Below are 13,165 nucleotides of genomic sequence, written 5' to 3' on the forward strand. Positions count from 1 at the left end.
TGGGTGCCGAAGCCTTGTTTGGCTCATTTTTGAGCCGTCGGCGGGTACCGAAGCCTTTTCTGTTCTCCAAGGGGAGTGGATTAGTTGAAGAACTTTCCTATCTGTTGCATATTGGCGTTGTGGCAGAATACCATGACACTGTCGCCGGCTTGAATCTGCGTTCCACCTGAAACGAGGATGCCTTCGCCCTTGCGAACCAGTCCGCCGATGGTGACACCCCGCGGCAGACCCAGTTCGAAGACGCGCCGCTTGGTCACTTTCGAACCCTCTTGGGCGGTAAACTCGGCCACATCGGCATTGGCCATCGTGAGGAAGCGCACGTTGCTCACGTCGGCATCGAGCATCATTTGGTAGATGTGGCTGGCAGCGATGTCTTTCTTGTTGACGATGGTGCCGATGTCGAGGCTGTCGGCCATGCTGACGTAGTCCATGTTTTCGACCATGGCTACGGTTTTTCGCACGCCCAGTCGTTTGGCTGTCAGGCAGGCCAGGATGTTGGTTTCAGTGTTATCGGTGAGAGCCACGAAGGCTTGGGTGCTCATGATGCCTTCTTCGTTGAGGAGCTGGATGTCGCGGCCGTCGCCGTGTATCACCAGGGCTTTGTCTTCTTCGAGCAGGTCGTTGAGTTCTTCGCAGCGTGCTTCGTCTTTCTCAATGATCTTGGCTTCCATGTAGCTGGGGATATTTTTCACCGCTCTCACGCAAGTGTTTCCGCCGCCCATGAAGAGCACGTTTTTGACGTCGACATAATGTTCTTTGCCCACGATTTTGCGGATATAGGGGATGTATTGGCGCGTGGTCATGAAGTAGGCCAGGTCGTAGAGTCTCAACTCGTCGTTACCACCGGGGATGATGGTTTCGTAGCCGCGTTTGATGGCTACGACGTGGTAGGGATCGTCGGGACCGCAGAGGTCTTTGAGGGGCTGGTTCAGGATTTCGCAACCTTCGCGCAGTTTGATGCCCAGCATCACGAGTGCGCCGTTGTGCACGTCCCAACGCTGGCGCACCCACGACATTTTCAGTCCGTTGATAATGTCGGTGGCGGCGAGCGTCTCGGGAACGATGAGCGAACTGACGCCCAGCCGTTCGAACATCTCGGCTACACCGGGCTCTGTTAGTTCTACATCGTCGATCTTGGCCACCGTCTTTTCGGCCCCCAGAGCCTTCGCAATCATGCAGATGTTGAGATTGAGATGCTGGTCGGCGGTGACGGCGATGAAGAGGTCGGCTTCGCCCGCACCTGCTTCTTTGAGCGTTTTCACGCTACTGGGCGAGGCTTGGAGTGTCATCAGGTCGGCCTCGGCATCCATCCGGCCCAGTCGTTCCTCGTCTTCGTCGATCAAGATGATGTTCTCGTGGCTGTGCGATAGCAGCGTGGCCAGATAAATCCCGATGTCGCACGCACCGGCTATAACGATTTTCATGCTTCTATCTCCTTTCTTATCGATTCGGTGTCGAGGCCTATAAGCTGGCGCAGCTCTGCCACCGAACCGTGTTCTACGAAGGCGTCGGGCAAGCCCATACGCACAATTTGAGGATGGAAATGATGGTCGACCATCCATTCCATTACGGCCGATCCCATGCCTCCGTTGCGTACACCGTCTTCGATTGTTATGATCTTGTTAAACTTGCTGCCAATTTCTTGCAGCAGATTTTCGTCGAGTGGCTTGACAAAACGCAGGTCGTAGTGAGCTACATGCTTCTCGGTGTGCATCTCGCCGAGCAATTGGGCCACGTCGTTGCCTATCGGACCGAGCGTTATTACCGCCACGTCTGTTCCCTCTTTGAGGCATCGGCCCGTTCCCACGGTCACTTCTTCAAAGGGCGAACGCCAATCTATGTTCACGCCCTTGCCGCGTGGATAGCGGATGACGAAAGTGCCTTTTCCCGGCAATTGGGCCGTGTACATCAAGTTGCGCAGTTCGCGCTCGTCCATGGGCGAAGCTATCGTCAGGTTGGGGATGGGACGCAGGGCGGCAATGTCAAATGCCCCGTGGTGTGTCGGTCCATCCTCGCCTACCAGTCCGGCGCGGTCTAAACACAGTACCATGGGCAGGTTGAGCAACGCCGCATCGTGAATGATGTTGTCGTAGGCGCGTTGAGAGAACGAACTGTAGATGTTGCAGAAGGGTATAAGGCCATCTTTGGCCATGCCGGCCGAGAATGTTACGGCGTGCCCCTCGGCAATACCCACGTCGAAAGCGCGATTGGGCATGGCTTTCATCATGATATTCATCGAACACCCTGTGGGCATGGCCGGCGTAACGCCTACAATCTTGGGGTTGACTTGCGCCAGTTCGACCAGTGTTTCGCCGAAAACGTCTTGGTAACGGGGTGGCTCATCCGTGTTGCTGCATACGAGTCGTTCGCCCGTGGCAGGGTCGAACTTGCCGGGAGCATGCCAAACGGTGGCCGACTCTTCAGCGGGTTTGTAGCCTTTTCCTTTCACGGTGTGCAGGTGGAGCAGTTTTGGACCGCGCATCTCTTTGAGCTGGCGCAGCTTTTGCACCACTTCTTTCACATCGTGCCCGTCGAACGGACCGAAGTAGCGGATGTTCATGCCCTCAAAGATGTTCTGTTGGTGGCTCAGGGCCGACTTCAAGGCGTTGTTCAGTCGGAGGATGCCTTTCTTGCGGTCGTCGTCGAGCCAACCTTTGGCGCGTAACCATTGTGCGGCTTTAAAGCGAAGGTGGTTATAGGTTTCGTTGGTATTGAGGTTGAGCAGGTATTTCTGCATGCCGCCAACGGCTCGGTCGATACTCATATCGTTGTCGTTGAGAACGATGAGCAGATCGTTGTTTGTAGACGATACGTTGTTGAGTCCCTCGAAAGCTAATCCGCCACTCATCGCTCCATCGCCGATGACGGCTACGACATGGCGTTGAGCGTTGCCGCCGAGTTTAGCTGCCACGGCCATCCCGAGTGCTGCCGAGATAGAGTTGGAAGCATGTCCGCAGGTAAAGGTGTCGTAGGGGCTTTCCAAGGGTGTGGGAAAAGGGCGAATGCCGCCCAACTTGCGGTTAGTGAAAAACTGTTCTCGTCGACCTGTCAGCAGTTTGTGGCCGTAGGCTTGATGACCAACATCCCATACGATTCGGTCTTCGGGCGTGTTGTAGACGTAATGTAGGGCGACGGTCAATTCTACCACGCCCAGACTTGAGGCGAAGTGTCCGGGATTGACCGAGACTTCTTCTATGATGTCTTGGCGTAGCTCGCGACAGAGCTCGGGCAGTTGACTGATGGAAAGAGTGCGTAAGTCTTTGGGGTATTGAATCTGACTTAACAGCTTGAATTTGTTTTCTCCCACAATAGATTCCTTGTTCAATTACGGCGCAAAGGTACGAGTTTTTAGTTGATAATTCTCCTTTTACCATGGAATTCGCATGGGATGGAGGTGGCTTGAAGCAGCGGGGAACGAAAGAGCGGAGTGAGGTGAGGCGAAGGTTTAGATGATGCGTTGAACTTCATGCAGACCTTCTATTTTTTTTAGGCTGTTGACGATGGCTTGGCATTCGTCGCGGTTGTGTATGCGTAGTTCGAGGGTTCCTTCGAAGAGTCCTTCATTGCCTGCGATGGTGAGGCGGCGGATGTCGACGTTGAGTTCGCCGGAGATGACGTCGGCCACGTCGTGGAGGAGTCCATGGCGATCGATGCCTCGAATTTCGATGGTGGCGTCGAAGAGGAGGTTGCCGTGGATGTCCCATTTGGCATCAAGGATGCGATTGCCGTAGCTTGATTTCAGACGGTTGGCCACGGGGCAGGCGCGTTGATGAATTTCCACGCGGTCTTTGTTGTCGATGTAGCCTAAGATGTCGTCGCCGGGGATGGGATGGCAGCAGGTAGGGAAGAGGTAGCGGTCGATGCTGGAAGGGGTGAGGATGCAGGGTTTCTTGCGGTCGAATCCTTGACCAACGACGAGTGGTTCTTTGGGATTGGTTTTGGGTCGTCGTTTTTCGCTGTCGATAAAGGGGACGTATTTGAGCCAGTTGCGACTGTTGGAGTTTTTTCGCCGTCCGAGTATTTCGTCGAGGTCTTTTTCGCCGAGGATGATGCTGTGATTGCCCAGTTGGAGGAAGAGTTCTTCGTGGCGTGGTGTGCCGTGGAATTCGCCGAGTTTGTCGAGGATGGAGCTGGTGAGTTGGAGTTCGTTTTTGGCGAGCCAGTCTTTGAGGATTTCTTCGCCGCGTTTTTGCAGTTCGCGGTTATTACGTCGCAGGATGGCTTGTATTTTTCCGCGGGCTTTGGCGGTGGAAACGAAGTTGATCCACGAGGGGTCTACGTGTTGTGATTTGGAGGTGAGGATTTCCACTTGGTCTCCGCTTTGGAGTTTGTGGCTCAGGGGTACGAGTCGGTGGTTCACTTTGGCTCCGATGCAGTGGCTCCCCAGGAAGGTGTGGAGTTGAAAGGCGAAGTCGAGGGCGGTACAGCCGGCCGGCAGGGTTTTGATTTCGCCTTTGGGGGTGAAGACGAAGATTTCGGAGGCGTAGAGGTTGAGTTTGATGGCGTCGAGGAAGTCCATGGCGTCGGGTTGCGGATCGTCGAGGATTTCTTTGATGGTGCGGAGCCATCCGTTGAGTTCGTTTTCGTCTTCGTTGACTTCGCCTTCTTTGTATTTCCAGTGTGCGGCGAATCCTTGTTCGGCGATTTCGTTCATGCGGTCGCTTCGGATTTGCACTTCTATCCATCGTCCTTGTCGGCTCATGAGGGTGACGTGCAAGGCTTGGTAGCCATTGGCTTTGGGGTGGTTGAGCCAATCGCGCAGTCGGTCGGGGTGCGACTTATAGATTTGGCTGATTTTGACGTAGATGTTGAAGCTTTCGTTGATTTCTTCTTCTCGGCATCGTGGTGTGAAGATGATGCGCACGGCCAGGATGTCGTAGATTTCGTCGAAGGTGACGTGTTTGCTCTGCATCTTGTTCCAGATGGAGTAGGGGCTTTTGATGCGGGCTTTGATTTCGTAGTGCAGTCCGAGGGTGTCGAGGGCTTGCCGGATGGGGTCGGTGAATTGTTGGAAGAGGGTGTCTCGTTGTGCTTGTGTGGAGGCGAGTTTGGATTGGATGGAGTCGTATTCTTCGGGGTGTTCGAATTTGAAGCTGAGGTTTTCGAGTTCGGTTTTGATTTTGTTCAGGCCGAGTCGGTTGGCCAGTGGTGCGTAGATATAGAGGGTTTCGCCGGCGATTTTGTATTGTTTGCTGGGGGCTTGGCTCTCGAGGGTGCGCATGTTGTGGAGGCGGTCGCAGATTTTGATGAGGATGACGCGGATGTCGTCGCTCATGGTCAGGAGCAGTTTTTTGAAGTTTTCGGCTTGTGCCGAGGCCCGGTCGCCGAAGATGCCGCCGGAGATTTTGGTGAGTCCGTCTACGATTTGTGCAATTTTTGGGCCGAAGATATTTTCGATGTCTTCCACGGTGTAATCGGTGTCTTCAACTACGTCGTGTAGGAGGGCGGCGCAGATGCTGGTCGACCCGAGGCCCATTTCCTGGCAGGCGATTTGTGCCACGGCGATGGGGTGCATGATGTAGGGTTCGCCCGAGAGTCGGCGAACGCCTTTGTGGGCTTCGCGGGCGAAGTGGAAGGCTTTGGTGATGATTTCTTCCTTCTTGCGGTGGGGCGAGGCCATGTAGCAGTCCAGCAGGTGTTGGAAGGCTTGGTTGACGAGCTGTTCTTCGGCGAGTTCTTTGTGCATAGTGTTTTTAAGTTGACAAGTTGACGAGTGGATGAGTTGACAAGGAGGTTTCCCGCGGCGGGGATTTGATGGGCGAGTCTCGCTGGTGGTTTCTGCACGTTGCAGAAGCTTCCCTGGGTGCCAGCGGTGGTTCTGCACATTTCAGAAAGCTTCCCTGGGTGCCAGCGGTGGTTCTGCACATTTCAGAAAGCTTCCCTGGGTGCCAGCGGCGGTTCTGCACATTTCAGAAAGCTTCCCTGGGTGCCAGCGGTGGTTCTGCACATTTCAGAAAGCTTCCCTGGGTGCCAGCGGTGGTTCTGCACATTTCAGAAAGTCTCCCTGGATGCCTGCGGCTTACTTCACTTTGAGCTTTTTGCCGGCCCGGATGCTCGACCCGCTGATGTTGTTCAGCTTTTTGAGTTGCTTGACGGTGGTGTGGTTGCGGGCGGCGATTTGCGAGAGGGTGTCGCCCTGGCGTATGGTTACGCTTCGACCGGCGTGGGGGGTGCGTTCGTGCCGATGGCGGCTTCTCCGGCTCCGTGTGCTACTGCGACGGGGTGGGGTGTAGACGGGGGCAGGTTCAGTCACGGATACTTCTTTGCGGCGGGCCAGGAGATCGGCGGCGTTATAGGCGTAGATGTCGTTCTCGCGGTCGATAAACCGGTTCACCGCCGTGGAGGGCAACCGTAGGGTGCAGGGGGCAGAGGCCCCGCAGATCAGGTCGGTGCGATATTGTGGGTTGAGGCTCCGCAGCTCGGTCAGCTCGAGGTTGAGCACGGCGGAGATCTGCTCGAAATGCAGATCGCGATTCACGACCACCGTGTCGGTTTTGATGGGCAGGGTGGCCGTCATGGGGCAGATGTTGTGCTCGCAATAGTAGGTCATGATGTAATTGGCGGCGATGAAAGCGGGCACGTATCCGCGGGTCTCGCGGGGAAGATAGGGATAGATTTTCCAGTAGTCGCGTTCGCCTTTGGCGCGGTGGATGGCTTTGTTGATGTTGTCGGGACCGGCGTTGTAGGCGGCGATGACGAGGTTCCAGTCGCCGAAGATGCGATAGAGGTCGCTCAGATAGTGGGCGGCGGCGTAGGAGGATTTGACGATGTCGCAGCGCTCGTCGACGAGCGAGTTGACTTCCAGACCGTATTGTTTGCCTGTGGCGAGCATGAACTGCCACAGCCCCGTGGCTCCTACGTGAGAGACGGCCTTGGGGTTGAGGGCCGACTCGATGATGGGCAGGTATTTCAACTCTAACGGCAGACCGTAACTCTCGAGGGCTTGCTCGAAGATGGGCAGGTAGAAGTTGCTCGCGCCGAGCATGTAACTCACCGAACGGCGCAACCGACTGCTGTATCGGTCGATGAATTTCTGTACCACCTCGTTGTAGGGCATCTCGATGAGAGTCGGAAGGCGACTGAGCCGCTCGACAAACACCTCGCGCGGAAACGTGGGATTGACGTCGGGTAGGTTGCAGTCTGTCGATACCCGTAGGTATTTTTTTGCGTTGTAAAGTTGCAGCAGACTGTCAAGTTCGGGCATCATGCCCTCGGGTAGGTCGATCACTTCGTTCTTTCCGCTGGCCGTGGTCACGGTGATTTCTTTCTCGTCGTCGGTGGTCTGGGCGATAGCCGGCATGGCAAGCATCGCAGGCAGAAGGGCTATGAGTAGGGTTTTTCTTTTCATTTTTCTTTTGTCGTTTTGATGGAGAATCTTGCAACAGGGTTAGAATTGCAAACTGCAATGGATGCCTAAGGCTGAAGCGTGCAGGGGACTTCGTGCTTTCTGTGAGGTGATGACGGCTGGTTCGAGCCGCAAACTCAGGTCGTCGGAGATGTCGAACTCCGAGAGCGAGGCGTCTACATACGCGTCTACGATGGAAAGCGCATAAACACCCAAGAGACAGAAGAAGCTCAGGTCGCGCCAACGCCGATAGCGATCTTTTCGGCTTTTGAAGATGCTTTGGTATTGTGCCATGTTGGCCGAGGTGATGCGCGTGCCTAAATGGAGGAACTGGTTGTAGCTCTGGGTTGTGGGGTCGTTGTCCATGATGTCTTGATAGGCCTGTGAATAGTCGCGATACATGGTGTTGTTCCATTGCATGGCATAGATGCAACCTACGAATCCGCCGTAGACCAAGGGTAGTTTCCAGTACTTGCGATTGTAAATCTGTCCGGCTCCGGGTAGAACGATGGCCAGCCAGAGGGCTCGTTTGGGCTCAGGTCGCCAGGTGGCCCAGTCTCTCTTTCCCTGCATTTTCTCGGAAGAAACTGGCCTCTCGGGAGAAACCCGCTTCTCGGAAGAAACTTGTCGGGAGACCGTCAGACTGTCTTTGCCGGAAACCGGCATATCGCTCGTCTGCCAGCGATTCTGGGCATGGCATACATGCACGAAGACAGCCAGCAGAAAGCCAGCTGTCAACAGTCGTTTTGATATGTCTTTCCCGTTTAAATCCACGTCTCTTCCGTTCTTTATTTATTCTTCTCTCGATTTACTTCCATTCTTCTCCTCGTCCCTATCGTCGGTGGAATTTTTTTCTGATCGGAGGAGAATTTATTGTTCTTTGAGTTGGTCGAATACGTTCATGATCCGCTCAAGTTCTTCTTCGTTGGCAAAGGGAATGCTGATTTTGCCTTTGCCTTTAGCCGAGCACGTAAGCTGTACTTTGGTGTTGAGGAAGTCGGAGAGTCGCTTCTTGAGCATTCCAAATTCGACTGGCATTGGTGCCTTTGCAACAATCTTCTTCCGTCCACTCTCGATGTCTTCACCGTTTTTGAGTTGTTGGGCCAGTTCTTCTACGCGCCGGACGGAATAACCGTGCTTCTGCGTCTCTTTGAAGAGCTTAATTTGCAGTGATGGACTCTCCACGGCTAGCAGAGCGCGGGCATGCCCCATGTCGATTTCTTTTTTCTGGAGAGCCATCTGTACCTGTGCCGGCAGACGTAGCAGACGAAGGTAGTTGGTAATCGCTGTGCGACTCTTTCCTACGCGCTCCGATACTTTCTCTTGTGTCATCCCTTCGCCTGAGAGCAGGTGCTCGTAGGCCAAGGCTATTTCAATGGCGTTGAGATCTTCACGCTGAATATTCTCCACCAAGGCGAGCTCCATCACGTTTTCATCTTTGATGGTGCGGATGTAGGCAGGGATCGCTTTCAGTCCGGCTCGTTGCGAGGCACGCCAACGACGTTCTCCAGCGATGATTTGGAACTTGTTTTCTGCAATCTGCCGCAGGGTGATAGGCTGAATGATGCCTATTTCTCGGATGCTATTGGCGAGTTCCTGCAAGGCATCTTCGTCGAATTCACGCCGGGGTTGATTGGGATTGGCTTCAATCTGCTCGATGGCGATTTCGTTGATGGTGGAGCTACCTTGCGGGCGAACGCTCTCGGTGGAGATGAGAGCATCAAGCCCACGACCTAAGGCGTTGAATTTCTTATGTACGGCCATTGTGGAATGTGCGTGTTAGATATTTTTGTCGATAATCTCTTTGGCCAACGCCAGATGGTTTTTGCTGCCGGTCGAATCGGCATCATAGAGGATAACGGGCAAACCATGGCTGGGGCTTTCGCTGAGTTTGACGTTACGCTGAATAACAGTTTTAAATACGAGCTCTTGGAAGTGACGTTTCACTTCGTCGTAGATTTGGTTGGCCAGACGTAACCTGCTGTCGTACATGGTGAGGAGAAATCCTTCAATTTCGAGCCGCGGGTTCAGTTTGCTTTTGATAATTTTGATGGTGTTGAGTAGCTTACTGATTCCCTCAAGTGCGAAGTATTCGCATTGTACGGGGATAATCACTGAATCGGCTGCTGTCAATGCATTGACAGTGATAAGGCCCAGCGATGGGGAGCAGTCGATGAGGATATAGTCGTAGTCGTTCTTGATGGAGTCGAAGAGGTTTTGGAATACGCGTTCTCTATTTTCGATATTGAGCAGTTCGATTTCTGCTCCTACGAGGTTGATGTGACTTGGGATAATGTCCAGTCGGTCGATGTCGGTGGTGTAGATGGCGTCGCGAATGTCGGCGTGGTCGATGATGCATTCGTAGAGCGAGCATTCCACTTCTTTGAGGTCGACGCCCAGTCCGCTTGAGGCGTTTGCTTGAGGGTCGGCGTCTACGACGAGTACACTTTTTTCCAGCGTTGCCAGCGACGCTGCAAGATTAATTGTTGTTGTTGTTTTGCCTACGCCTCCTTTTTGGTTGGCTAATGCAATGATTTTACCCATAACCTTGTCGATATTAAATACCTTGCAAAGGTACGTATTTAGAATGAGAATGTTATCGATTGAACGTTTTTTTCGACATGATGTCGTTTCTCTCCTGTCCTTTCTGTGTAGTGTAGCCGATGTGGTTCTGCTCTTGGAAAGAGGGTTATACGTGTCGGCTAAGACCGAGCCATTTCTGAATGCGTCGTGCGATCGACTGTCGGATATTTGTCCACTGTCCGTATCTGAGGTTGAGCAGCAGCTCTTCTGCTCCTCGTGCTATTTTTATCCAGGGATGTCCCCAAGCATTGCGGCGGTAGAGTCGGTTTTTATAGGCGATGTTTTCGACGACATAGGGGGGATGTTGCAGAGGGAACGTGAGTTCGAATCGCTGCATGGTGAAGATTCGTCGATAGCCTTGGGGAGTGGTTTTGAGGTTGGAGGAGAAGTGGGTGGAGTTTTCGGTCAGTCCGATGTTGTTTACTTGGTTACATCGGGGCATGATGGCGAGGGCCGAGTTGAGTAGCATCGAGGCCCAAAAGATGCTTTCGAAGTAGGGGCGACCACTTGCACGATGGTCTTGACACATGGAGAGAAAGTCGCTTCTGAGGTGTTTTTGTTTGACGATATCGCGCAGTTGGCGCAGGGTTTGTGGGTTGTTGAGGAAGGAATAGGACTCGTCCCACTGCTCAATCACTCGTCGCCATGAGGCCCAGCCCCAAATAGAGAAGGCTGAGGTGAAGAAGTAGTCTTCGGTGATGTCGGTAGATTGTTCGTCGGTGTTGAATCCGGCCACCATCCACACGCGTTGGTCGTGTTCGTATCGGTCGAGCATTTCTTTGCAGAAGGGGAAGAAACTTTGTGCGGGCACGACGTCGTCTTCGAGCACGATACATTTGTCGGCCATTGAGAATGCCCATCGATGGGAGAGATAGCCTGAGGGGTCGCAGCCGTAGTTGCGTTCTTGATATTGGCGGCGCACGTCGCATTCCCAGTCGATGTCTTGTGCGATTCGTCGGCAGGCCATGATGCCTTCGAGGTCTTGTTCTCCTCGCGGACCGTCTTGATACAAAAACAGCCGCGAGGGGCGGGCTTTCCGCACCTGAGCAAATACTTTCTCGAACGAGTCGGGACGATTGAAAAACAGTAGCAGTACTGCGATGTCGATTTTTGCGGGATGTTTCATCAGAATCTGTATCCGAAGCCGGCGTTGAGGTAGATGGGATGCATAGAGAAGGTGATGGTTTTGAAGCTCCGATGGAAGATGTTGTTCAGGCCGTAGGTGAGATCGGCATTCACGCTGAAGTGGCGGAAGGCGCGCCAGGAACCGCCCACTTGTAGGCCCCAGAGCCAGCGGCGCAGGTCGGAAGTGAAGTTGTAGGTGGCTGTTTTGCCATCGGTGAAACTTACTTTTTCGCCTACGGGCGATCCTTCGCGCAGATAGCCTTCGGAGACGAAGCCGGAGAATTCGCCGTCCATGCGATAGGAGACGTACAGTCCGGCGCGAATTTTCCAGGTATCGCCAAAACGATAGTTGCACAGCACGGGGAGGGTAACGAAGGAACTTTTGTAGGTGGTTCTCACCAGTCCCGTCCAGTAGCCTGCCACGCGACTGCCGTCGTTGATGATTTCCATGCTGTAGTTTTTGACGTTGGCTCCCGTCTCCATGCCTTTTTCTTCGAGTCGCAGACCGGCTGAGATGCCTATCTCGCGGCATCCGTCAATCCATTTGGTCATCACTCCCTCGAGGGTGCCGTTGAGTTTGGGGCTGTAGCTTTCTACTCGGCGTATCTCTTTGGGGAGGGGTATCGGACTGGCTCCACCGATGTTCACACCAGCTTTTACTTCATATTCCCAACCGTTTTTTTCGGATTGGATGAGGCTTTCATTGCGTTCGTTCTGCGCCTGTGCCGTATTCACGGTTAGGAGGGCGGGTAGGAGGAGGTGTAGGAGATGTCTTGTCATCTTCGTGTCTTGTTTTATTCGTAATACAATTGCATTTCGTCTACGTAGAGTGTGCTGCCGACAGCTCCGATAAATTGGGCTCCGCCTTGACTCGAGGAGAGGACGATGGCGAGGTTGTAGATGCCGTTACGGAGTTTCTGCTCGTCGATCTGCCTTCCGTTCACAGTCTCGAAGGGGATGAAGAACGGTGTCCACACGTCGGTTTGTTTTCGATCTTTGAGCTGGGCGATCATGACGATGTTGGGATGGGTTTTGATGTTGGTGCCGTCGAGGTGGGGCACGTCGCTGGTTGTTTCGTAGAACACGGCGTAGATGTCGCACGTATCTTTGAGGAGGGGTTGTGGGGTGAGATTTTGATCGGTCACAGTTTCACCGGCTTTGTATTTGTAATAGCCCAATAGGGCTTTGGGCTTCTTGCGGAAGGGAATGCCGAAGTGGGTAGACTTGGCCATATTACCCAGGTTGATCGAGAATGTGCCTGTGAAGAGATTGCCTGCCGCGATGGGGGCTTTCATCATGGCGCCATAGGAACCGGTGCTGCGGGTGACGAGTTTGGCGCATCGCCCTCGGTAGCCGTCTTCGGATTGAGAGGTGGGATAGTCTTCGGCCGGGGCCGAGTTGTTGAGTATCATAAAGCCGGCGTTACCGCTGCCCCAGGTCATCTCGGCCCCGTCGGCGGTGGTGTCGTAGAAGATGTGGAAGAAGCGTTTGTTGGCGAACTCATAGTAACGGGCGTTATCGAAATGATATTCTGTGGCGGCATCGTCGGCAACGAATCGCACGGTGTAGGTTTTCTTCCACTGTTGGTCTTGCGAGGTGACGGTGTAGGTTTGCGGGTGGGAGAAGTCTCGGGCTGTTCCGCTGGCTGGTGTGATGGTGGCTCCCGGTGTGAGGGCAAATCGCGGCGAGACGTGGCTCACGTCGTCCCATCCGTTGATATAAAGTTTGATTTCGTCGTTCGTAATCACCGGTCGGCGGATGAGCAGGTCTCCATCCACTTCGCAGGACAGGATGTCTGCCTCGGCGTTCGGTGCTTCTTCTCGGATGCACGAGATGGTGCTGCTTGCTGTGATCAGGGCGGCGACGAGGGCGATAAAAGTTTTTTTCATTTTCATATGTCTTGTTTTGTCGTGTCTTGATTTTCTCGTTTCTCTTTCGGTAGAAAAAAGTTGCGCGACAAAATTACGATTAAATTTTGAATTAGAATCTGCCGACTATGGGTAAATACGAATTCCCCGCCATGGGGAACGGCTGCAAAAGCTCTCTGATGCTTCTGAAATGTTCAGAACGACCGCTGGGTGTCAGGGAAGCTTTCTGAACTGTTCAGAACGA

Annotated in this window: 10 protein-coding genes; all 10 read right to left on the reverse strand. The window is 53.7% G+C overall.

Features of this window, described 5'->3' with window-relative positions; translation table 11 throughout:
• Window positions 1-80 precede the first annotated feature (80 nt).
• Entirely contained in the window at window positions 81-1,424 is a 1,344-nt protein-coding gene (trkA, locus tag J5A66_RS03160; RefSeq protein WP_211791003.1) for a Trk system potassium transporter TrkA, read from the reverse strand.
• On the reverse strand, window positions 1,421-3,307 hold the full coding sequence (dxs, locus tag J5A66_RS03165; protein WP_211791004.1) for a 1-deoxy-D-xylulose-5-phosphate synthase: 1,887 nt from the start codon (window positions 3,305-3,307) through the stop codon (window positions 1,421-1,423). Before dxs ends, trkA begins: the two co-directional genes overlap by 4 nt.
• A 138-nt stretch (window positions 3,308-3,445) precedes the next feature.
• Window positions 3,446-5,686 carry a bifunctional (p)ppGpp synthetase/guanosine-3',5'-bis(diphosphate) 3'-pyrophosphohydrolase gene (locus tag J5A66_RS03170; protein ID WP_211791005.1) on the reverse strand — a complete coding sequence of 747 codons (2,241 nt, stop codon included), beginning with the start codon at window positions 5,684-5,686 and terminating at the stop codon, window positions 3,446-3,448.
• 333 nt (window positions 5,687-6,019) lie between these two features.
• A complete protein-coding gene (locus tag J5A66_RS03175) occupies window positions 6,020-7,348 on the reverse strand; it encodes a lytic transglycosylase domain-containing protein (protein ID WP_211791006.1) in 1,329 nt (442 codons plus the stop codon).
• 39 nt (window positions 7,349-7,387) lie between these two features.
• A complete protein-coding gene (locus J5A66_RS03180; protein WP_211791007.1) occupies window positions 7,388-8,119 on the reverse strand; it encodes a DUF5683 domain-containing protein in 732 nt (243 codons plus the stop codon).
• A 96-nt stretch (window positions 8,120-8,215) separates the two neighbouring features.
• The gene (locus J5A66_RS03185) at window positions 8,216-9,109 is read right to left on the reverse strand and encodes a ParB/RepB/Spo0J family partition protein (protein ID WP_211791008.1); all 894 of its coding nucleotides are present in this window, start codon (window positions 9,107-9,109) and stop codon (window positions 8,216-8,218) included.
• A 15-nt stretch (window positions 9,110-9,124) separates the two neighbouring features.
• On the reverse strand, window positions 9,125-9,889 hold the full coding sequence (locus J5A66_RS03190) for a ParA family protein (protein ID WP_211791009.1): 765 nt from the start codon (window positions 9,887-9,889) through the stop codon (window positions 9,125-9,127).
• Window positions 9,890-10,034: 145 nt separating this feature from the next.
• Window positions 10,035-11,054, reverse strand: a complete 1,020-nt coding sequence (locus J5A66_RS03195) for a hemolysin activation protein (RefSeq protein WP_211791010.1) — start codon at window positions 11,052-11,054, stop codon at window positions 10,035-10,037.
• Complete coding sequence (locus J5A66_RS03200) at window positions 11,054-11,833, reverse strand: porin family protein (RefSeq protein WP_211791011.1); 780 nt, start codon at window positions 11,831-11,833, stop codon at window positions 11,054-11,056. Before J5A66_RS03200 ends, J5A66_RS03195 begins: the two co-directional genes overlap by 1 nt.
• Window positions 11,834-11,847: 14 nt before the next feature.
• The gene (locus tag J5A66_RS03205) at window positions 11,848-12,948 is read right to left on the reverse strand and encodes a PCMD domain-containing protein (protein WP_211791012.1); all 1,101 of its coding nucleotides are present in this window, start codon (window positions 12,946-12,948) and stop codon (window positions 11,848-11,850) included.
• Window positions 12,949-13,165: the final 217 nt, after the last annotated feature.

The organism is Prevotella sp. oral taxon 475 (assembly GCF_018127805.1).
In the GTDB taxonomy this organism is placed as follows: Bacteria; Bacteroidota; Bacteroidia; order Bacteroidales; family Bacteroidaceae; genus Prevotella.

Bases quoted from the DNA above. Each gene is read 5' to 3' on its own strand.
- J5A66_RS03170 (WP_211791005.1), bottom strand. From the start codon at position 5,686: ATGCACAAAGAACTCGCCGAAGAACAGCTCGTCAACCAAGCCTTCCAA.
- J5A66_RS03190 (WP_211791009.1), bottom strand. From the start codon at position 9,889: ATGGGTAAAATCATTGCATTAGCCAACCAAAAAGGAGGCGTAGGCAAA.
- J5A66_RS03175 (WP_211791006.1), bottom strand. From the start codon at position 7,348: ATGAAAAGAAAAACCCTACTCATAGCCCTTCTGCCTGCGATGCTTGCC.
- J5A66_RS03195 (WP_211791010.1), bottom strand. From the start codon at position 11,054: ATGAAACATCCCGCAAAAATCGACATCGCAGTACTGCTACTGTTTTTC.
- J5A66_RS03205 (WP_211791012.1), bottom strand. From the start codon at position 12,948: ATGAAAATGAAAAAAACTTTTATCGCCCTCGTCGCCGCCCTGATCACA.
- J5A66_RS03185 (WP_211791008.1), bottom strand. From the start codon at position 9,109: ATGGCCGTACATAAGAAATTCAACGCCTTAGGTCGTGGGCTTGATGCT.
- trkA (WP_211791003.1), bottom strand. From the start codon at position 1,424: ATGAAAATCGTTATAGCCGGTGCGTGCGACATCGGGATTTATCTGGCC.
- J5A66_RS03200 (WP_211791011.1), bottom strand. From the start codon at position 11,833: ATGACAAGACATCTCCTACACCTCCTCCTACCCGCCCTCCTAACCGTG.